The organism is Mesorhizobium sp. M1182 (assembly GCF_040318335.1).
Lineage (GTDB): Bacteria > Pseudomonadota > Alphaproteobacteria > Rhizobiales > Rhizobiaceae > Mesorhizobium.
Window position 1 is genome coordinate 26,977 of the sequence record NZ_JAMYMD010000001.1, and the last position, 22,179, is coordinate 49,155.

A 22,179-nucleotide genomic window follows, 5' to 3' on the forward strand; every position below is an offset into this window, starting at 1 on the left:
GGAGGAGGAAGGCATGCTTCGGATCGCCACTCTTGCGGCTTTCAGCATAGGGCTTGCCGTTTTCGCAACCATATCAGCGTCACAATCCCAAGCCGCACCTTGCGGTATCGTGCACAAGCAAGCCCGCCAGCCGCTGAGTGATCAAAATTTCTGGCTGCTCGCTGAACATGACGGCAAAGCTTTCGTCGACCAACGCACTTGCCTCGTTGCCCGGCTAGACAGGCTTGATCAACCCGCAACGCTCAGCGATGCGATGGGGTACTGCGCTACGCTCGGGCAAGGTGGGCCGTACGGCGACATGGGCTGGCAGCTTCCAACGATGGCGGAACTGACGAGCCTCGATTCGGCAGACTGGCCAAGGCAGCGCGAGGCGTTCGCGCAATACAAGCTGCCGCCGCTCGCACGTAGCGAAACCGAATACTGGACCCGCACTGAATGGCCGGGCCTGGCAGGGTCCTTTGCGGTCGTTGCGTTCAGTGCCCCTACCACTCTGGTGCGTCCGCTTGAAGCGTCCAAGAAGGCAGGCGTATGGTGCGTTTTTGGGGCGCCCGCCACGGGCTTGGATTAGCTGCCTGGCAGGCCGCGCAGATTGGTTGAGGTTAGGGCCCAAGGCCAGATCGTGACCTCCCGCATTCGAACCGTGGGCGCCGAACGATGCTTGGACGGGGCCAAGAGAGCGGAAAAGACAACTCTTTACGATGCGTTAACTGCATCAACACTTAGGCACGCATTTCCGTAACGGAATGCAAAAAGCCACGTGTATCGACAGACAAACCGTTCTATCTTACTTTAGCAGTGCATTTTAAAGCGAAGCTGAATTTGAATTGGCCACGCCTTCGGCGGCCAATTTCCGCTGTAGCGAACAAATACCAAAAGTAGCCTGCTAGCATATTGCCAGTAAAGAGCAATGAGGCCGCCGTTTCGACGGTGGGGGAGGCTTTTGTGCATTTTCCTTTGGTCGTTATGTTGAAGAGGTACATCTTCAATCGAGCGATCATCGTCGCGGCGTTTCTTGTGCACGGCGAAGGAATTGACCCCGCTGCAGCCCAGCAAATCTGCGGCCCCGCGCTATCGCAGTGCGACCTGCAGACCGACCCCGCATGCCTTGAACGCACCTATGCGTGCGGTGAATACGATACCGTTGTCCAGTCGCTCTTCGTCGAGCGGTTCGAACCGACGCCCGACCAGAAATACTTCGTCGGCGCCTCATTCTACGGCCGCCACATTCGCGAACGTGCCGCCGGCGTGCAGTGCGAGATGGTGAAGTTCGCGCGCGAATACCTGACCGACTATCTGTCCGGCGTCGAGACCGAGTTCACCACCAGCGGCTCCTTCGGCACGGTGCGACAGATGGATCAAATCTATCATGCCGCGCAGATGCTGACCGACCTCGGCAGCGTAACCGGTTGCCCGGAATCGGCACTCACACGCGCCGCCGTCGAGGACATCGCCCGCAGTGAGGCCGTACGCTATGCGCGCTCGGTGTTCCTGCAGCCGCCGCCGGAAGCCCGTTCCTCGTTCGAAACGCTGCAAGGCGCGCTGAGTGGCTTCGTCAGTCGGGCGTCAGACCTCGAAACGGGCATCGCGCTGCGCCGCGTCGAGATTAAGTCGGCCGACACGCACTTGAAGGCGATCCGCACCATTTTCGCGGAGATCTTCGGACCGGTGAGCGGTGCGGGCGCGACGCTGGTCGCCAACACCTCGATCCTCGACGGGTTGGCAGCGAAGACGACGCAGATGCTGCGCTCCGTCGAAGTCTCGGAGGAAGAGTTCAAGCGGGCGCTCGGCAACGTAACGCCTGAGCAATACGCCAATCTTAATCGCAAGACCGTCGCTAGCGCTGAGGACTTTCTCAAAGTCTCCGCCTTCCACATCAATATGATCGGGGTGCTGCTCCCGACCGATCCGGCAAAGCCCTTCTGGCGACTGGATGCCGAGGTTCATGCCGACAACGCGGCACAGGGCGCATTCAATGATCTCACCAAGATTAAGGCGGACTGGAAGGCGCACGGCGCTGCGACCGGCATCTGCGCCCAGGCAGGCGCAGCCGACAGGGTGTGGTACTGCCGATGACAAGCTTCCGAGACATCGCGTTATTCGTCATCGTCAGTTGCGTGTTGGCCAGCGAAGCCGGCGGCGCATCGATTCTGGAGCGCGCTTACACATCGGAAAAACTTGACGGCTTCTGGAACGCCACGCTCTCGAACGCGACGCCCGAGACGACCCGGTTCAGCCTGCTCGCCCCCGGCCCCGCCGCCGTCGAACCGAGTCACGAGGCGACGCAGCCCGATTTCGGCCTGCCCTTCGCCGGCGAGGTGATCGGCGAGGCATCTGCCCCCTCGGGCGGCAGCCGCAGCGTCGGCTTTCCGGTCATCCCGCTTTCGGCCGACGACGCCTCGGTGCTGATGCGCCGCCTCGCCTGGGCGGAGATCTATCTCAGCCGCTACCGCTTCTTCGCCCCGGTCTCGACCGATAGCGCCGAAGAGCTCGCCGCCCTCGTCGGGCGACAATACGCAGCCGCGATCGAGGCTTATCTGATCACCGGGCGGCTTTACTTTTCCGGGGCCGACTTGCAGGAGAAATGCCGGCATCTGACGCGTATGAACGAGATCGATGCTGGACCTTTGTCGGGCGCAAGCGCGGATGCGCTGCCTGCTGCCTGGCGCCCGCTATTCCCGATGGTTGGGGCGGTGCGCGCACGGCTCGGCTCGGACGCGCTGGCAAAGCTGGTCTGTTCGGCCAAGCCAGTGCGTGGGCGGGCCGAGACGACCGGCCTCATCGAGACGCGGGTGCGCGAACAGATCGTCAAGGCGGTCCGGACGAAGGTCGACGACACGCTCAACCTGATGAACGCCGCTTCGACCCAATATCAGTCGCTGGTCAACGAGATGGACGTGACGATCAAGTCGGCCGAGGTGATGGAGTTGGAGCGAGTACTCGGCAACGCTCAGGCCAACATGGTGCTTGTCAAGGAGGACCAGCTGAAAGCAGCCGAGACGATCGCCACGCTGCAGGCGGTCGATCTCTCCAGCCTCAACCAGCCGGATTCGCTGAAGGAGTTCGAGGACGGTAAGGCAAGGATGGCGCAGATCGTCGGACAAATCGAAGGGGTGATGACGGCTCTGTCCGGCCTCGCGCATGTCGTCGAGGATCCGACGATCACGGCAGAGCTTTCTTCCTGCGCAGGACTGGCCGGCGCGTATTCGACGCTCGACCTCACGCTGGACACCGGCGCGCTGACTGCGAAGATCAATGGGCCCTACGAAGACTGCATCAATCATGCCCGGGCGGTGGTCGGGCGGTTCCAGAATCCTTCGCTTTCCAAGGCGCAGATGGCCGAACTTGCCCGGCACGTGCGCCAGATTTCCGAGGTTCTTCTGACGACGGGGCAGCCATGAGACGGTTTTTCCTGCTTTGCGGACTGGTTGCCGGCGTCGTCTTCGGCGCTGCGGGAATGGCGCGCGCGCAGGACTGCATGGCGCTCGACGTCGACGCGGCGGCCGGCCATGCCGGCGAGCTGACGACCCTGCTGAAGATCGCTAATTTCCGCGCCGACGTGAAATATATGGGTGAAGTCGCCACCGAACTCGAACAGTTCCTGACGACCTGCGGCGACGAGGCGACCGGGCGGCTGGCGATCGTGTGCGATTTCGACTGCCATCTGCAACTCGGGCGCTACCGCCTGTTCCTCGCCGCCGACATGCCTTTCCTGTCCTCGGCGAGCGGTGTCAGCCGAAACGACACGCCGGTTTCGCCGCAGGCGGCGCAGGAATTCGGCCGGCAAGGCATCGAGATCGTCGACAGGGGTCTTCGCATTCTCGCGCGGCAACAAGGCAACGACCAGGGAGCCGCGGCGGGAGCGGATGCGAGTTACCGCAGCTTCGTGCGGCAGTTGACGGCGCTGTCCTCGCTGAAGATCCAGTTGCTTATGAACACCGGCGACGTCTGGTACCAGACCCTCTCGGAGGCGCGCGTCAAGGCGCTCGACTTCCTGGTCCACGATACGTTGGGCGCTGTCGGAGGCGCCGGCCTCGACAGCCAACCCAACCTCTCCAAGGCCTACACCAATTACGAGGCCGCAATGTGGGTGCTGGTCGAGACGCAGATGGATATTCCGGGCGAGTCCACCTACGACGACTTGCGCGCCGACCTGCTGCTGCAGCAGAGCGACCTCGATGCCCGCATGGACAGCGCGCACAAGGGTTTCCTGTTCCTCAACATCGACCCCATGCAGTTCACGACGATCCCGTTCGAAGAACTGCAGCAGGCCTTGGCCGAAAGCGAACAGCGACTGACCGAGGTCGAGCGCAATGTCGAGGCGCTGGTTGAGCGGTGGTACGCGAACAAGGAAGGCCAAGCGACCCGCGCGATCGATGAGGAGCGGACGATCCGCAGCCAGGAAGTCAACCTGATCGCCCACAAAATCGGCAAGCTGGAGCACGAGGCACAGACCTTCGCCACCACTGTCCAGCAAGAGATCAACGCGGTCGACGCCGAGAAAGACACGTTCGGCTATCGCCAGCAGATCAGGTCGCTGGAGATCGAGCTCGGCACCAAGATCGCCGAGTTCGAGAACCAGCGCCGTCAGATCAATGACAGGCAGGAACTCGACCTCATCGTCCTCTCCAAGGAGGCCGAGGTCGAGCGGCGCAACGAACTGCGCTGGCTGCTGAATTGGGAAATGACGCAGATGAACCTCGATCTGCAGATTTCCTCGCTCGAGAGCCAGATCACCGAATATGCCCGCCAGACCGAGCGCAACGCCAACCAGCTCGAACAGGCGGTTCGCCAGCGGCAGATCCTCCAAACCCAGATCACCAACAACCAGGGTGCGATCGCCCGCGCCAACGACGCTATCACCGAACTGCAACTGCGCCAGACCGATCTCTATCAGCGCCGCCGGGCCGTCGACCGCGAACAGCTTTGCGGCATCGAGAACCAGCTCGCCCTGATCGGAGAGGCGCCGGCTCATCCATTCACCCCGCTGCTTGCGGGCGAACAGCCGTGCCAGACAGTGACGCCGGCCTTCACGCGCAACCAGTATGTCGCCCAGATGTGCGGCCCTGATGGACAGTCGGGCCTCAGGGCTCAGCTCTTGGCCACACAGACCCAGGCCAGGGCTTTCCTGATGAAGTGCGTCATCGGTGACGCCGATTTCGCCGACGTCGAGCCGCTGATGTCCGACCAGCAGATGATCACGTCGAACGTCTCGCTGCCGCAGGAACTGGCGAACGTCAGTTGCGGCTCGTTCACACAGACGGAAACCGACTTCGCCAAGAAGCTCTATGAAGCCGAGCGTGACGCCTATGCCAAGAAAAAGGCGGACCTTGAGGAAGCTCGCGACCAGGTCGACGGCCAGTTGACCGAAGTGATCGCCTGGTTCGCTGCGTTCAACGGCACGACGCAGGCCGCGCAGATCACGCTCACCGCCATCCAGGCCGCCTACGCGATCTCCGCGGCGATACCCGAGGTCAATGTCTGCGCCTGCGGGCTCGCCAGCGGCGCGGCGACCAAGATCGACACTTCCAAGGTCGTCAAGGCGTCGCTCGAAGCGGCACAGTCGATCTTGTCGACGATCATCGCGACCGGGCGGGTGACGCAGGAGAACATCAACCAGATCAACGGCCTGCAGCAGAGGATCACGCAGCTGCGCCAAGCGAATGAGGAACTCGACCTCGACAAGGCGCTCAAGGCCCGGGCGCTGATCGACACGCATTTCCAACTCGCCGGCCGGCTGGCGCAAGGGGCCGAAGAGATCAAGGAGCTGACACTGCAGGGCTCGATGGCGGCGGTCGACTGCCAGAGCCAGGATCTCGGCATCGACGAGCAGGTGGCGCGGCTCACGTCCGACCATGAACGAATACTTGCCGGACTCGATCTTCAGGCGCGCGAAAACGACATGCTCAGTTTCCAGATCACCGATCAGCAGCGTACGATCGACCGGCTGACCAACGAGATCGCGATCCTCAATCTCGAACTCGACAAGCTGTCCTTGTCGGAAGCTCAGCTCAACGAGGACAATGCACGTGTTGCCGAACTGGTCGCGGCAACCAACGGCCGCATCGAGCGCGTCCGCGCTGCGCAGACAACCGTCACCGGCCTCGCCGAGAGATCAAATGCCTCGACCAACCTGATCAACGAACTACGCGACAGGCAGAGGGACAAGATGCTGGCGCTGAACGATGCCGAACTCGCCTTCGTCGAGCAGCGCATCACGCAGTCGCGCGGCAACACCGAGGAACTCGTCGCGGGCCTGAACCAGGCCAAGGATCTCGGTCTCAAGAGCCGCGCGCTCCAGGACAGCATCCTGAAGTTCCAGGGCAATATTCAGGCGGAGGTGACAAAGCAGCAAGAAGACATGACCAAGCTCGTTACCCAAATCGACGATCCGGCGACGGGCAAGAATCTGTTCATCGCGACCCAGGACACCGTAGCCGACCTGATGAAGGGCATTCCCGAATATCTGGTGACCAAGCGGCGCGTTCTTGAGACCGCCAACCGGCTGATGCACCTGATGCGCCGCCGCTTTGAAGTGGTGCAGGCCTTCACCGGCGAGGCCGCGACTGTGCCCGAGGTCTATGTGCGCAACGCAACCCAGCTGCAGGCAATGATCGACGACATTGTCGCCAAGCGCTTTTTCGACGAGCGGCAGATCAATATCGATGTCGCCCAGATCGTAGTGCCCGCCAATTCCGGTTTCGCCCGCAAGCTGGCGCTCGACGAGAATGTCGAGTTCGAGGTTTCGCCCTTCGCATCGACCGACGGGCTGATGAAAGCGAACGGCTATTTCGCGCTATGGGCGCCCAACAAATTCCGCGAGCGCAAGAACCTAACCCTGATCGATGTCTTCGTCGGCACCGACTACCAGTGCACTGGCGCGCAGTGGAACCGCTTCGCCTTGCAACACCGCGGCAGCGGCTTCGTGTTCAAGCCGCTGACCAAGGGGTCGAACGAGGTCCGCGCCGACATTTCGGTCGGGCCGGAGCGGGTCGCCTTGCAGACCTTTTTCAACCAGGCCGACAGCGGCGACGAGATCAGCCGGATCATCCGCTACTGGGTTCAGGATCGCTACCAGGCGCGCAAGTTCCCGCGCGCACCCGGACCGTCGAACGACACAAGCCTGATCCTGCCCTATCTCGGCGCGCCGCTGATCGGCTCGTACCGGCTGTCGCTGCAGCCGAGCGACTGCCCCTTCGACGGCGCTGTGTTCACCCTCTATTTCATCTTCGCGAGCGCGCCATGAGAGCGATCATCGCCACAGCGGCGCTCGGTCTGGCGCTTGGCGCGACGGGAGCGGCCGCGCGCGACCTCTTCGTCGACAATCTTGCCGGCTATACGATCGAATCGCGTGTTCTCGACGCTCCAAACTGCGAGGGGCCGGCCATTCCGGACGGCACGCTGAAAACCTTCGAGCAAGGCCTCTGCGTCTTCCACCGCCCGGCCCGCAGTCCCGAAGACAGCCAACGCGCCGCCAATCTAATGCGGGAGGCGCAGACACGCGGACTGCCGCCCGTCCACCAGCAGCTTGCCGGGCTGATTTCAGGTCTGGCGACCTGCGCCGAGGCGACGCGTCACCTCGACGCCTACCGCGCTTCGGGCAACCAGAGCCGGATGGAGCAGACGCTGTTCTGCCGCGACCGGCGGCACAGCCAGGCTGACTTGAATGCTATCGAATGGAATCATGCGCTGTTCGAGTATGCCGACGGGCTCGCTTCGAACCGGACGCTCGATCAGAGACTGGCGGAGATGAGCTCCTGCCAGGCCGGGCCCTTGAGCGCCGATTTCGACGCCCAGTGCGGCCTGATCTCCAATCTGTCCGACACCGAGATCAATGCCTTCGCCGACGGAGCGGCCGGCAAGGTGATCGAAAACTACTTCGCCAGCGTCGAGAGCCCGATTACGGCGATGTTTTCCCGCAAGCTGAAGCGTGCCGAGGGTCTGGTGCAGAGTTCGCGCGCCGGCATCGACGGTATCAAGGCGGGCGCCGACGCGGTGAACAAGGAATACGCTGCGCTAAACCAGGTTTACGAGGCGGCGCGCGACACCAAGATGGGGCCGATCTACAACGCCTACCGCGAAGCGATCCTGAGGGCGACCTCGATCCTCGACGAGTTCGACCGCTGGAAAGGCGGCCTGTTCATAACGTCGGAAAACATCAACCTGATGCCGAAGATCACCGAACGGTCGGGCGAGATTGCGGGCGAGAAGACTCGCGTCGAAGGCCTAGCGTTCGCAGCCAAGGCGAGCGGCGTGATCACCGACATCAAGCGCATCATCAATGCCGACGCCGAGAACCGCGCCGCAGTCGCCGCGCTTTGCCGCATCTACTTCTGCGAACTGACCAACCGCCGCGCAATGGCAGACGTCATCCGCACCTGCCGTCGGCCGGCGCTCGCCAACAATCCGCTGTGCATCGGCCAGAACGGGCAGATGAGCAATGGAACTCTCAAGGTCGATTTCCAGGGGCCGCACTCGATCTCGGTCAAGGAGCTGTGCCAGTCGGCCGGCCTCGATCCGTTGATGACCGAAGTCAATATGGACCCCACCCGTGCGGCAAGCTGCCTGAGCGAACTGAGATGAGACAGGCGGCCGCATTGCTCACCCTGTTTCTCGCCAGCACTTCGGTGGCCCGCGCCGAGCCGCAGCTTGACGCTTTCGTCACCGATCAGAACAAGGACGTCTATGTCGCGCTTTTCGACGGCAAGGCGGTGGAGCTTGCCGGCTGCGCCAGCGCCGGCCAGGCGAAGCGGCTGCTGCACCTGCCTGACACCGCTATCGTCTCGGAGGCAACGTTCGCCAAGCTTCAGACCGAAAACGGCTTCGGCGCGCAGCCGCGCTTGCCATGCCCCGGCACGGCCTTCGATATCGACTGGCCGGCGACGACCGCCATCTGGGCCGATGTCGAGGCATCGGGCAACTACTATCTCCCCGCCGTCTCGGGCCGCGGTTATTTCGCCGTCCCCGCCGCCTGCGCGGAGATCAAGGCAGCGCTCGCCATCCGCGAGCGGTTGCAACTCCCTGGCGTACTGCAGGGCTTCGTCGCGCCGCCCGATGTCGGGACACCCTTCGTGTTCGATTGCGGGCGCGCCGATCTTGGCGGCACATCGAATGTAGCGGTGGCGAGTGCGGCGCGCTGGAGTCTGCACCGGTTTGAAACCTTCCTCAGCGCCGAAAGCATTGGCGACACGATCTATGTCGTGCGCTACGCGCCGCCGGGCGAAGGTGCGCAGCCCTCCTACCTGCCGATTGTGCGCCTTGACGGCAAGGCGACGCGCGACATCATTGCCGATGCAGCCGGAGCGGAAGCGGCGGAGAAGAAGCTGCGATCATTCTTCGGCATCGCTGAGGCCGAGGCCGTAACCCTGCTCGGCGCCGACGCGGTGGCGGCGCTTCGTTCGGCGCCCTTCGTCGACCTGTGTCTGTCGAATTGCGATGGCTATCAGCGCGAGCACTCGACCTTCGCGCAGCCGGGTATCGACCTCGGCCTGACCCCGCTGTCAGCCGGCCTGTCCATCACCTCGCTTGACTCCCTCGGCAATGCGCGGCTGGATTGGATCTTCGCGGAGGGGCGAAGCCTGTCATTTACGGGTTGCCCGCGTCTGACGTTGGCGCTCGGCCTCTCCGCCCCCGGCATTGGCGACTGGATGGGCGAGACGGATCGCGCGCTGACAGCCGCTCCGGCGCCGGGTACCGGGTTCGACTGTCGGGGTTCGGCCGGCGATACGTGCCTTCGCCGCATCAATGATGGCGGCACGCTGACGCTGGCGCAATTCTCTGCCGAGGGCGATTGCGCCGGGCGGGCGAATCTCAGGCTCGAACTGCCCGCATCGGTCCAGATGCCGCAGACGCTAATCCTGAAGGGATTGCCGTTCAAGACCGTGCACATGGCGCCGGCCCCCGGCGTTGCCCGCACGCGGCTCGTCGGCACCGCCAACCGAGTGCCTGCCGGCACGTCGTCATGCATCCTGTCAGCCACAGGCGTGATCATCGTCGCCGATGGATTGCCGCGGCTCGAACTCGAGCGGATCGATCTGGCGCGGGCAGCCGCTCAAACGACCGACGAGGTCGTCGCCGTGATCGCGCAGAATGGCGCGGTCGCGCTCGACGATGTGACTATCGGCACCGTGGCGGACGGACTGTCGCCGATCGCGCGGGGCGCGTCGCTGTGCCTGGCGGACCTTTATGCGCGCGGGCTCAGGGTCGAAGCAGACATGCTGGCGATCCAAGGCGTTCGGGCACGGCTGCTGATCTCGGCCCAAGCGCCTGCCCGCTCCAGCATTGTGCGCGCACGCTTCGGCGCGGTGCTCACCTCCGACAGCCTGATGCGGATGGCCTTCACCGACATCGCCGCCGCCAATCCGCTAGTTCTGCGCGGCGCGGTCGTGGCGGGTCGCTCGGACGGGCTCGCGCCCATGGCCGCTGGCCTTACGGTCGGCTCCGCCATCCAGCTCGAGCGCGGTTCGTCGGCGAATTTCACCACCTCGACGGTGTCCGGCTTCCGCTGCGCGGTCAGTTTCGCCGACAGCGCCTCCAGCGCCAGTTTCCTGCTGCCGGGCAACGACATTGCACACGACAATACCAGCCGGGCCTGCGGGCCAGGCCGCTTCAGCCTGGTCGAATAGAGCGGAAAGGAGAAACCAGATGACCCGCATAGCCCGATCGCTGCTCCTGCTGGCGCTGCTTGCGGTGATCGGCGCCGGTCGGGCCCGAGCCGAGGAACCGAAGCTCGTTCTGTTGGAGGACCCGACGCTGAACGCCACTCGCTTGCACTATCCCCTGCTCATCTCCGAAGGACGCGGCTACCGCATTCGCTGCAGTGTTCAGGCGGACGAGGAAGCAGTGATCCGCGGACTGGGCTTAGTAACCGTCCCGTCGCAAATGCTGAGCGCCGTCGACAATGCGGTCATCGCGGCCGACCCAGCCGCCAATCCGCTGTTGTGCCCATCCGACGAGCACTACCCGATCAAGGTCTTTGCGCATGATAGCGGCAGCGGGCTCGTCTACTACCTGCAGTTCCCGACCGATTTCGGGTCAACATCCTTTTCCGACCAACTCTACATTCCCGGCTGCGCGCCGTTGGTCGAAGGATTAAAGCTCAACCTCAATCAGGCGATCGAGGCCGACCCCACCCCTTTCTTTGCCGGAAAGGTCCATACCATCGCATGCCTGGCGGGCCCGCCGCTTGTCGGACGGCCGACGACCTTTGCCAGTTGGTGCATCAAGAACGACCTTGATCCTGCCCAGCAGACGACGGTCGAGGAGCTGCTCGAGCTGACACCCGGCGGTGCCTCCGCGTTGGGCAATCCGGCGGCGTGCGCAAGCGCGCAGGACTTTCTCGCGTCGAGCACGACGCTCGACCTTGCCGGGCGACGGCTGACAAATCTCGAGCCGCTGGCGACACTTACCCATCTGACGCGCCTGACCTTGTCCGGCAATGAAATAGCCGACACGCGCGATCTGGAAAAGCTGACCAAGCTTACCTTTCTCGATCTGTCGCGAAACAGGATCAGCAACATCAACGTGACTGGCGTGATGAAGGATTTGGCCGACGCCGACCTCAGTTCCAACCAGATCGCCGACCTGCGGCCGCTCGCCTCGGCGCGGGCGCTGACGCGACTGGTTCTGGCCAGCAACAAGATCGCCGACGTGTCGCCGTTGCGGTTTCTGCAAGAGCTCACGGCGCTCGACCTGTCGAAAAACCGCGTCACGGATGCGCGCGCCTTGATGGGCCTTACCGAACTCACCTCTCTTAACCTGCGCGCGAACCGTCTGGCCACGGTGCAGTCCGTCAGCGCCATCCTGCCATTCAAGCCTTCGCTGGACGGCAATCCGGTCTGCATCAGTCGACCGGAGCAATCGACCGCGGCCACCGGGAAAATTTTCGAAGCCTGCATCACGGCGATCAAGGAGGGAGACGTGGTGCTGGCAAACATGCAGACCGGCAAATGCCTGGCAGTTTCCGAGGGGCGCCTCGACAACAACGCGCCGGCCGTACAGTTCAACTGCGACGGCGACCAGTGGCGCCGCTGGAAGCTGGTCGAGACGAATGACGGTTTTCAGTTACAGAACGTGCGGACCGGAAAATGCCTGACGATTGCCGGCGGTGTCAGCACCGACAACAACATACCGGCCCTTCAATTCGACTGCGACCGAGATCCGTCGCGGCGCTGGAAGCTGACCGCAACCGGCGACGGCTTCCAGGCTGAAAACATGCAGACGAGCAAATGCCTGACCATTGCCGGCGGGGTGAGCACCGATGACAACGTCCCTGCCCTCCAATTCAACTCCGACCGCGATCCGTCGCGGTTCTGGAGCATCCGGGCGGCCGACCCGGAAGTGTTGCTGGTGAACCGGCAAACCGAAAGGTGCCTTTCGGTCGCGGAAGGACGAACCGACAACAATGCACCGACGGTGCAATTCGACTGCGACGGCAGTCAATGGCAGCGCTGGAGGCTGGTCGAGACGGGCGATGGCTTCCAGGTGGCCAACGTCCGGACAAGCAAGTGCCTGACGATTGCCGGCGGAGTCAGTACCGAAGACAACATCCCGGCCTTGCAGTTCAACTGTGACAGCGATCCTTCGCGTCGTTGGAACCTTGTCGAGACGCGCGACGGAGTTCAGGCGGAAAACGTCCAGACAGGCAAGTGCCTGATCATTGCCGGCGGGGTTAGCAACTTGAACAACATCCCAGCCCTTCAGTTCACTTGCGATCGCGAGCCGTCGAGCTTTTGGACCATCAAGACCGCGGACGAGATGTAGCGCTGCCATTGGTTCGGGCTGATTGGGCCGCATCGATCAGCCTGAGCCTCGAAAGGAGAAACCAGATGAACCGCATCGGCCAATCGCTGCTCCTTGTTCTGGTCATGCTCGTGGCCGCCGCCGCCGGCCCGGCCCGCGCGGACGAGCCGAAGGTTGTGCTGTTCGAGGATCCGGCGCTGGAGGCGAACCGGCTGCATTATCCGTTGCTTATCTCCGACGGGCGCGGCTACCGCATCCGCTGCAAGGACCAGGCGGACGAGGAAGCAGTGATCCGCGGACTTGGCTTCGCGACGGTTCCCTCGGAGGTGTTGACCGCCGTCGACAGCGCGATCGTCGCCGCGGATCCGGCCGCCAATCCGCTGCTGTGCCCCTCGGGCGAGACATACCCAATAAAGGTGTTCGCGTACGATAATGGCAGCGGCCTCATCTACTACTTGCAATTTCCCTCAGACTTCGGCGCGACGACATTTTCCGACCGGCTCTACATTCCATCCTGCGCACCGCTGGTCACCGAGTTGAAGCTCAATCTCGACCAGGCGCTGAACGCCGACCCCACGCCGTTCTTCGCCGGCAAGATCCACACCATCACGTGCCTCTCGGGCGCGCCGCTGGTCAACAAGCCGACCACCTTCGCGAAATGGTGCATCAAGGGCGACCGCACGCCGGCTGAAACGGCGACCGTGATGGCGGTGCTCGATTCAACGCCCGGCGGAGTCTCCGCGCTCGGCAACCCGGCCGCCTGCGCCACCGCACAGACCTTCCTGGAATCGATCACGACGCTGAACCTGAGCGGCAAGGGCGTGCAATCACTCGAGCCGATTGCGGTGCTGACGAACCTCACCAGCCTGTCGATCGCCGGCAACAACTCGATCGCCGAACTCGGGCCGCTGGCCAAGCTCAAGACACTGACCTTTCTTGATATTTCCGGCAATCACGTCAGCAACATCAACGCCCTGGCGCCACTGATCGCGCTGACGCGGGCCGACGTCTCCGACAACGACATCACCGACATCCGCGCGCTGTCGGCGCTCGCGTTGCTGACGAACCTCACACTCGACGACAACAAGATCGCCAGCCTTGAGCCGCTGCAATTCCTGCAGGCGCTCTCGATCCTGTCCATCGCCAACAATGGCCTCACGGGCGACATGCTCGATCCGCTCAGCGCGCTCGGCGGCCTGACCAGTCTGAACCTCGCCAACAACAAGATCGAGACCTTCGCCAATCTCGGCAGCTTCCCCTCGACGCTGGCCATCAATCTCAGCGGCAATCCAATCGTGGCGAATGGCGGGCAGAGCTTCGTTGACCTGTGCGTGCTGCACCGCGACGCGGCGACCCCGCTTGGGCAAACCATACGAGCCATGGTCGAACTGGAGGGTGGCGGGACGTGCTTGGTGGTCGGCAACAAGCTGCTGGCGACCACCGCACTCGATCTGTCGTCGAAGATCGTCAGCGACCTGCGTCCGCTCGCCACCTTACCGCAACTCACCTCGCTCAACCTGTCCAACAATGCCATCACGGACGTCTCGCCGCTTGCCGGCCTGACCAATCTCGGCACACTCAACCTGTCGAAGAATTCGATCGCCAATGTCAGACCGCTGGCAGCGCTGTCGGGCCTGATCAGTCTCGATCTTTCCGACAATCCCGTGCAAGCGAGCGACTTCCTGTCGGCATGTATGATGCGGAACCAGACCGACTTTCTAACGCCCGCGCAAACCGCGGAAGTGAACGCGCTGCTATCGATCTCGGGCAAGACTGTTTGCGGCAGAGCCTATGACGATCTCAGTTCGCGCCAGTTCGCCGATGCGAAGAACCGCGGGTTGACCAGCGTCTCGCTCTTCCCAGTGATGGGAAATCTGACCTCCATCGACCTGTCCGACAACCAATTGTCCGACGTCTCGGCGCTGTCGGCGGTACCGGGGCTGACGAAGCTTTGGATCCGCAACAACCAGATCCCCTCGATCCAGGGCATCCTCCAGCTGCGCCGCCTCGAACAACTGAACATCGACGGCAATCCCCTGTCGAACCTGATCGGCATCGGGATGCTCAACAAGCTGACAAAGCTCTATTTCTCGAACACACACGTACAATCCGTGACGCCGTTGGCGGACCTGCCGCTGCTCGAGGATGCCGGCATGCGCAATCTGCCGCTGCAATACGCCAGCTTCGCTGAATACTGCATCGTCTACCGGTTCGATTCTATTGCGCTCGGCGACGCCCGCGGCTTCATGGCGGCGCTCGACAGCCGCATGCAGGCCGACCACGTCGACAGCGCAGATTGCAGTGCAGCGCAGAACTGGGCGCAGTCACTGACCAGCCTGACTCTGAACAAGAAATCGATCATCGCCGTCAACCCCGTGGTCCATTTCCGGGCGCTGGGCGAACTTAACCTCTTCGACAATGTGATCACCGACGCGTCGCCGATCGCTTCGCTGACAGGACTTCAGAAACTGAACCTCGCCACCAACCGGCTATCCGCGATCCCGCGCTTCGGATCGAGCGGGCTCAAATACATCTACCTGAACGACAACCAGATCACCAATGTCGGCAATCTATCGAACATGCCGGCGTTGTCGGATATCGATCTGCGCAACAACCGGGTCTTCGATGCGCTGCCCCTTGGCTCGCTTCCGGCGCTGTCAGTCGTCGATCTGAGAGGCAATCGGATCGAGAACTTCGCTAGCGTCCATCCGGTGATCGGAAAGACCTATCTGGGCAACAATCCGGTCTGCTCCTTCCCGCAGCCGCTCCTCCCTCAAGTCGCCGAAGCCTGCAACCGCGAGCCGTGGCGCATCTTCGATGGAAACATTCACCTGCACGACGCGATCGCCGTCCAGCCCTCGGTCATCTGTCCGCGCCCGAACTGCTTACAGCTCATCATCGTGGGTCCGCAAATTCATCAGTAGTGCCTGCATCCGGAGAGGTAGTCCCATGTTCATAAAGACCCTTACCGCCCTCGCAGCCCTGGCCGCTGGCGCCGCAGTACTCGGCTCACCGGCCCGCGCCGAAGACAAATCTGCGACGTCGATCGTGCAGTTGCCCGCTGCGGGCGGCACTGTCACGCAGGAGGAAGGCAGCTTCACGCTGAACAACAATACGGGATCGGCGAACTTCACCGTGCCGCTACCCACCCTGCCGACGCGCGGCCAGTTCGGGCCGCAACTGAGCCTCACCTACAGCCAGTTCGCGGGCGATACCGGCAACGGGCTCGGTATCGGCTGGCAGTTCAATACCCAGGCGATCGCCGCCAATGACGATCTCGGCACGGCCGTGCCCGGCACCAAGCCAGGCGGCGATTTCTTCTCCCGCCTGTCGTATATGGGCGCGCGACTCATCTTCCTCGGCAACCAGAACGGCGTCTGGGAGTACAAGCCCGAATATGCCGAGGATTTCGTCAAGATCCTCTACCACACTGGCGCGTTCGACGTCCTTTCGCTCGACCTGACGGGCGGCCTACACACCGACACCATCTCCTCCGGTTTCGAGGTGATCAACGCCAACGGAACACGGCTGATCTTCAGCGGCGATTCCTCCGTGGCGGAGGGCAATTTCGATGTAGCCGCGCCCTATGTCACGAAATGGCCGCTGGTGCTGCAGCTCAATGCCAACCGCGAAGCCATCCGCTACGAGTACCAGCGTTTCGGTGGACGCAGCTACCTGACAAAGGCCAGCTTCGCCGGCGGTCAGAGCAGCTATCAGTTCGAGCTGATCGAGACGCAATCGACGCTCGTAAGCCACACCAATGGCAGCAAACAGGAGAACGCCCGGCTCTACGGCAAGGTGACGGCCAAGTTCAAAGACACCGTCTACGCCCAATGGTGCATGGGATATGTCGGCCGTGATACCAGTGACACGTCGAAGTTCGTCGTCCGGGCGCATCCGGACTGCCTGGCGAAGGCTCAGGCCGACCTCACGCCGCTCATCGACGCGCAGTCGGTCAATGTGCTCGACCAGCTGCGCGTGCTCTACCGGTATGGTGACACCGGCGGCGAGGCGCTGGCGCAATCGACGCTGAAGTTCCCGGACATCCATTTCGGCTATTCGTCGTGGACAAGCGCCGAACTGGCGTCGCGCCCCGTCGTGTTCGAAGCGCCGAAAATGGCGTTCGCCGGCGACATCCCGCCGCAGAATTTCGAATTGGCCGACCTCAACATGGATGCACTGGTCGACATCGTGCAGACCAAGGATGACGGCGCGACCGTGCATCTCGGAAGCGGCGACCTGAACAGCGCCTTCGGCGACACCAGCCAACTCGTGCTGTCGCGTCCGACCGAGGCTGGACTAATGCGCCAGATCGCCCCCCGGCTCACCGACAATCGCTTCGCTTTTGCCGACATCCTGGGCGACAGCTTCGTCGATATCGTCGAAATCGAAGACGGGCTGATGCACGTCTATGACGGCAAAGCCGACGGGACCTTCCCTTATCTCGGCCGCTCGATCCCGCTGCCCGGCGTCTCGCCAACGACATTCGCGGGCGGCAACGGCCGCTTCGCCGACGTTAATATGGACAGCCTGTCCGACATCGTCACGACGCGCCTCAATGCTGATGGCCGCACGGAATGGCGGATATTTCTCAATCTCACCCGGCGGCAGGCCGATGGGGGTTACAACGTCAATTTCGGAGCGCTTACCAAAGCGTTCCCATTCAACAGTCAGGACGGCCAGATACTCGGCCGCAACAATGTGCGGATGGTCGACATCAATGGCGACCGGCTGCCCGATCTCGTCGTCATCCGCCCGGCTGACCAGGGCTTCTGCCTCTATGAGAACCAGGGCAACATGTTCTCGAAGGACCCGAATGCGCTGCTGTTTGGCGACGCCGCGATCAACGATCCGGTCTGCGGTCACGGCAGCTTCTCGAAGATTGGCGGCATGCAGCCCGGCGATAACCTCGCCACAATGTGGTACATCGATGCCAACGGCGACGGCATCATCGATTTCGCGTCGATGGGCGAGCGCACTGACCAGATGCGCGTCTGGCTCGGCTTCGGCGACGGGACCTACCTGAAGGATCCGCTCAGCATCGCGCTCAATCTGCGGGTTCAACTGGGCGCGTCGACGCAGACCTTCGCTTCGCGCGTCGCAGACATCGACGGCGACGGCCAGAGCGAAATCATCGTGTTCCAGAAGCCGTCCGGCGACGAGGTGAAGCCCGTCGTCGTGATTGACTTCAACCGCACCGACACGGTGCAGTTGGTCAAGGCCAACCTGCTCACGGTCGTCGACTTCGATTCCGGCCGCCGGCACGACATTCGCTATGCGACTTCGATCGACGAGATGCTGCGCGACCGCGCCAACGGCCAGCCGACGCGCAACCTGCATTTTCCCGTTGTCGTTGCCAAGCAACTCGTCACGTCGCAGGGCATACCCGGCCAGGTTCGCGCCCAAGTGCAGACGGACGAATATTTCTACCACAATCCATTTTACGATGTGATCAATCGCCGTTTTATCGGCTTCTCGGACGTCGAGAGGATCGCGTACGGCGACGAGAACGCGGCCGGCCAGCGGGTCACGCAGCGCTCAAGCCTCGATCGCGAACAGTATTACACCTTCGCGGAAACGGCGGCTGACCTGAACCTCGCCGGCAAACTGAAGATCCGCAAGACCTATGAAGTGAAGCCCGAGGCGACGCTCGTCGCGAGCGCGGAGACGACCGAGACGCTCGATCCGTCGGCGGCGGCGCTGCACTCGCTGTCGACCGCCACGCGCACCCAGAAGCTGCCGACGACGGGGATGATGTTGAAGTGCGAGTCGTCGGTGTGGGAGACGTTTTCGCGTGGCGACGGCTCGTCCTATCTCAGAAAGGTCAAGGAGACGCTGACCGGTTCCGCCGGCGACGCCGAACAGCAGGACCCGGCCGATCCCGAATGTAAGGACCCGGTGAAGGTCCAGACGTATGCCGATTTCGACGAATTCAATATGCCCGCCTCGGAAACTGTGCAGGTTCGCGATATCCCGGGACCCGCGGATTTGACCATTCAGGGCTTTAGCCGCACCACCCAGACCGGGTATGCGCAGTCGCGTGCCGATCTCGCCGCGCTCAGCATTGTCAACGCCGCATCCGAGCGCCGTATCCTAACCGGAACGCGACTGCTCAGCCGTGAAAGCTTCACCTATCTAGCCGACGCGGGCGGTCGCATGGGCACCCGGACACTCGAAGTCTTTTCCGGCCTCAGCAACTTGCCGGCGTCGCTCGAGCAGTTCCGCAACGCCACCCGCACCCTCACCAAGAGAATGGGCTATGACGTCTTCGGCAACACCACCGCGCTGTCGGACGACCTTGGGCAGACAGAGGCCGTTCTCTACGAAGAGACCGGCACCTTGCCGATGAGCCACACCAAGATGGCGGGTGGTGCGCCTGAGCTCAACCAGATCACGTCAATGACCTACGACGGGCCACGGGCCGGAGCTGTGCGAACGATGACGACTCCCCTCGGCATGGTCGTCACCAACGACTATGACGCGCTCGGCCGTAGGATCCATGAGGTGGCAGCCGACGGTGCGGAGAAATTCTACAGCTACAAGATCGGCGAGAGCGGCCTGCCCTCACTGATCTTGACATCGAAGCGCCGTTACGCAAGCGCTGCCCAAACTCCGGAAAGCGAGAGCGAATTCATTGCCGAGCTCGCCGCCTACAACGCCCGCGGCAACCAGATCGCCGACCTGGAAAGCGTTGCCGAGGGGGGCGTGCGGGTCCGCAACTTCGCGCTCTACAATCGCAACGAGAAACTGGTCTTCCGCTGGACCCCATTCGTCGTCAGGAGCTTCGGCGGTATCGACGATCTGAACCTGCAGAAGGTCTTCGAGCTGGGCGACGTTCCGCGTCCGGATCACGAAATCGGCAACACATATACCTACGACGCAACGGGCCGCATGGTGCGTGAGTCTTACCCGTCGGGCAAGGTTTCCGAGATGACCTTCGGGCCTTGGGGCACGCACACAATAACGACCTATGCCGATCAGTTCGACGGTACGGTGCGGAGCGAGGAATATTCGCTCAGCAACGAGAACGGGGTGACCGGCTTCATCGCCGCCAATGGCGACGGCGTGATGCAAATTTCCCGCTTCGTGCGCGATTCCTTCGGCTATTTGAGCGAGATTTGGCTGCCGGGCGAAACTGCGCCTCGACGGTTGATCTACAATTCGGTCGGCGACATCGAATTCCAGTCGATCCCCGGAATGGGCGACCGGTACGCCTTCTACGACGCGCGCGGGCGGCAATCAGCGATCGCGCGCGTCGGCGTGAACGGCGAAGCTTCCGTGCAGACGTCCACCTACGACTTCCTTAACCGCAAGCTCACAGAGGTTGACGACGGTGTCCTCCATCTCGAATACCGCTACGACCGGGGCGTCGAGATAGCCTCTGCGGCCGGGTTCGAAGTGCCGATCGCGTTGCCGCTCGATAAAATAACCGAGGTCATCATCCACGATCCCAACGGCCTGTTCGATGCGGCCGAACGCTACGCCTACAACGCGAACGGCCGCATGACCGCCAACGAGGTGGAGATCAACCACGCAAAGTATGCCGATCGCTTCCATCACACGCTTGATGGCCGGATCGATTCATCGATCGGCCCACGCGGCCTGACGTCGAAATTCGCGCTCGGACCGGACAAGAATCTCCGCTCCGTGACGGTATCCCATCCGGACTTCGCCGGCCCGCAGAAAGTGATCGAGAACATCACGTACAATCCGGAAGGACGGGTCGAGCGCGTCAACTACCGGCTCGGCGCCTTCACGCAGATGACCTACGATCCGACGACGCTGTTCCTGACGCATATCGTCTCGCAAGCGGGAGGCGTTCCGCTGCAGGACTTGACCATGGCTTTCAACTCGAACGGCTCCATCACACAGATCGTCGATGCGCTGGGCAGTGGCGCCGGCGACGCGACCCATGTCGACCGTTCCGGCACCTTTCACTATGACTTCAAGAACGAGCTCGTGAGTATCGATCGCTATGGCAAGCATGCCGAATTCGGCTATTCGCCTGCCGGCACCTTCGCCCGCAATGACGAGCTCGATCCCGGAGCACGGATTGTCCCGGCGGCAGCCAGCGCGACCGGCCTCATTCCGACCGGCAGCGCGTCCAAGCCATATGGTTTCGATGGCTTCGGCCAGCTGGCGACGTCGCCGAACCTTACCGGCACTGTCTTTGACATCAACGGCCGGCTCATCCGAGCGCAAACCGCGACCAACGACGTCTTCTACGGCTACGACCAGACCGGTCGACGCCTATACAAGAAGATTGTCGCTCCGGACGGATCGAAGCCAGACCAGCTTTATCTCTATCCAGTGGAGACATTCGAGGTCGGCCCAAAGGGCGAAGAGAGCTATGTCAACATTGCCTCGACCAAGTTGGTGCGGCTCGAGCACGGCACCGGTAAATGGTTCTATTACCTCAAGGATCATATCGAGAGCAGCGACTATGTGATCGCCTCGGGCGGCGCCCCGGTCGAGCAAATGCTCTATCGGGCATACGGAACCGAGCACAAGCCAGAAGTACTGGCTCCTGCCTGGGCCGATCACTTGACAGACATTTCGGGCGAGTTGCCGCGCGAAAAAACCCACCATCGGTTCACCGGCAAATATCTCGACGACGATACCGGGCTCTACTACTTCGGTGCCCGCTACTACGATCCGGCCCTTGGCCGCTTCGTCTCACCCGACCCGCTGTATGTCGGCGATCCTGAGCGCTGCACCGGCAACCCCACATCATGCAATCTCTTCGCCTATGCCAACAATAATCCGATGGCCTATATCGACCCGACAGGTCTCAAGGAGATCGTGGCCGGCGATGCCGCCTATCGGCGGCAAGTTGAGGAGGATATCCAACGCACAGACCCGACTGCCCGAGTCGACAGCAAGACTGGCGAAGTTTCGCAAAGCTGGCTCCACGGGGCCTGGCTCGACGTCAAGGACTTCTTCGTACCCGGTACCGGGATGGATACAGGGCGCGAACTCACCAAGAGGATTGTCGACAGCCCAGAAACGGTGACGATCCAGAACGTGGCCGGCCGCACCGGAACCGATCTCGCCGATCATACGAAGGATCCGACGACGACACCGGGAGGGGCGGTCATCTCTTACGATCCGGCGGCAGCCCGTATCCGCACGTCGAGCGAGTTCGACAAATCGACCGGCACTGTCGCGACAAACCCGGCCGATCCTGGCATCGTGCTCGCCCATGAGCAGATCCACGCCTCCCACATCCAGGCGGGACAGATTTCCGGCATGGGTCCAGCCACCTACAACGGGCTTGATGGAAAGCCACATACCTCCATGGACGAGGAAGCGCGGACCGTCGGTGTCGGCGGAACGCCGCGGCCTGACGACATAACGGAGAACCAATTGCGCGACATGCTCGGTATCAAGCCGCGCAACCACTACAACTGATTCGCGGCAACGCAGAAGGACGGAGGCATG

The 22,179-nt window shown here is 62.5% G+C and carries 9 protein-coding genes; all 9 read left to right on the forward strand.

From position 1 onward, the window contains the following. The first annotated feature begins 13 nt into the window (after positions 1–13). The 9 genes from NKH33_RS00140 (at position 14) to NKH33_RS00180 (ending at position 22,149) form a co-directional block, all read left to right on the forward strand. Positions 14–568 (forward strand): Lcl C-terminal domain-containing protein, encoded by a 555-nt coding sequence (locus NKH33_RS00140; protein WP_352470504.1) that lies wholly within the window; start codon positions 14–16, stop codon positions 566–568. 374 nt (positions 569–942) lie between these two features. Then, on the forward strand, positions 943–2,073 hold the full coding sequence (locus tag NKH33_RS00145; protein WP_352470506.1) for a hypothetical protein: 1,131 nt from the start codon (positions 943–945) through the stop codon (positions 2,071–2,073). Further along, positions 2,070–3,398, forward strand: a complete 1,329-nt coding sequence (locus NKH33_RS00150; protein WP_352917948.1) for a hypothetical protein — start codon at positions 2,070–2,072, stop codon at positions 3,396–3,398. Before NKH33_RS00145 ends, NKH33_RS00150 begins: the two co-directional genes overlap by 4 nt. Next, positions 3,395–7,243: a hypothetical protein gene (locus NKH33_RS00155; protein WP_352540055.1), complete on the forward strand. Its 3,849-nt coding sequence runs from the start codon at positions 3,395–3,397 to the stop codon at positions 7,241–7,243. The genes NKH33_RS00150 and NKH33_RS00155 overlap by 4 nt, the downstream gene beginning before the upstream one ends. Further along, entirely contained in the window at positions 7,240–8,580 is a 1,341-nt protein-coding gene (locus NKH33_RS00160; RefSeq protein WP_352540056.1) for a hypothetical protein, read from the forward strand. Before NKH33_RS00155 ends, NKH33_RS00160 begins: the two co-directional genes overlap by 4 nt. After that, entirely contained in the window at positions 8,577–10,622 is a 2,046-nt protein-coding gene (locus NKH33_RS00165) for a hypothetical protein (protein WP_352540057.1), read from the forward strand. The genes NKH33_RS00160 and NKH33_RS00165 overlap by 4 nt, the downstream gene beginning before the upstream one ends. Positions 10,623–10,641: 19 nt before the next feature. Continuing rightward, a complete protein-coding gene (locus tag NKH33_RS00170; RefSeq protein ID WP_352917950.1) occupies positions 10,642–12,759 on the forward strand; it encodes an RICIN domain-containing protein in 2,118 nt (705 codons plus the stop codon). A gap of 65 nt (positions 12,760–12,824) precedes the next feature. Next, positions 12,825–15,662, forward strand: a complete 2,838-nt coding sequence (locus NKH33_RS00175) for a leucine-rich repeat domain-containing protein (protein ID WP_352540059.1) — start codon at positions 12,825–12,827, stop codon at positions 15,660–15,662. A 25-nt stretch (positions 15,663–15,687) separates the two neighbouring features. Beyond that, complete coding sequence (locus tag NKH33_RS00180; protein WP_352917952.1) at positions 15,688–22,149, forward strand: RHS repeat-associated core domain-containing protein; 6,462 nt, start codon at positions 15,688–15,690, stop codon at positions 22,147–22,149. Positions 22,150–22,179 lie beyond the last annotated feature (30 nt).

Bases quoted from the DNA above. Each gene is read 5' to 3' on its own strand.
- NKH33_RS00140 (WP_352470504.1), top strand. From the start codon at position 14: ATGCTTCGGATCGCCACTCTTGCGGCTTTCAGCATAGGGCTTGCCGTT.
- NKH33_RS00150 (WP_352917948.1), top strand. From the start codon at position 2,070: ATGACAAGCTTCCGAGACATCGCGTTATTCGTCATCGTCAGTTGCGTG.
- NKH33_RS00155 (WP_352540055.1), top strand. From the start codon at position 3,395: ATGAGACGGTTTTTCCTGCTTTGCGGACTGGTTGCCGGCGTCGTCTTC.
- NKH33_RS00160 (WP_352540056.1), top strand. From the start codon at position 7,240: ATGAGAGCGATCATCGCCACAGCGGCGCTCGGTCTGGCGCTTGGCGCG.
- NKH33_RS00165 (WP_352540057.1), top strand. From the start codon at position 8,577: ATGAGACAGGCGGCCGCATTGCTCACCCTGTTTCTCGCCAGCACTTCG.
- NKH33_RS00170 (WP_352917950.1), top strand. From the start codon at position 10,642: ATGACCCGCATAGCCCGATCGCTGCTCCTGCTGGCGCTGCTTGCGGTG.
- NKH33_RS00175 (WP_352540059.1), top strand. From the start codon at position 12,825: ATGAACCGCATCGGCCAATCGCTGCTCCTTGTTCTGGTCATGCTCGTG.
- NKH33_RS00180 (WP_352917952.1), top strand. From the start codon at position 15,688: ATGTTCATAAAGACCCTTACCGCCCTCGCAGCCCTGGCCGCTGGCGCC.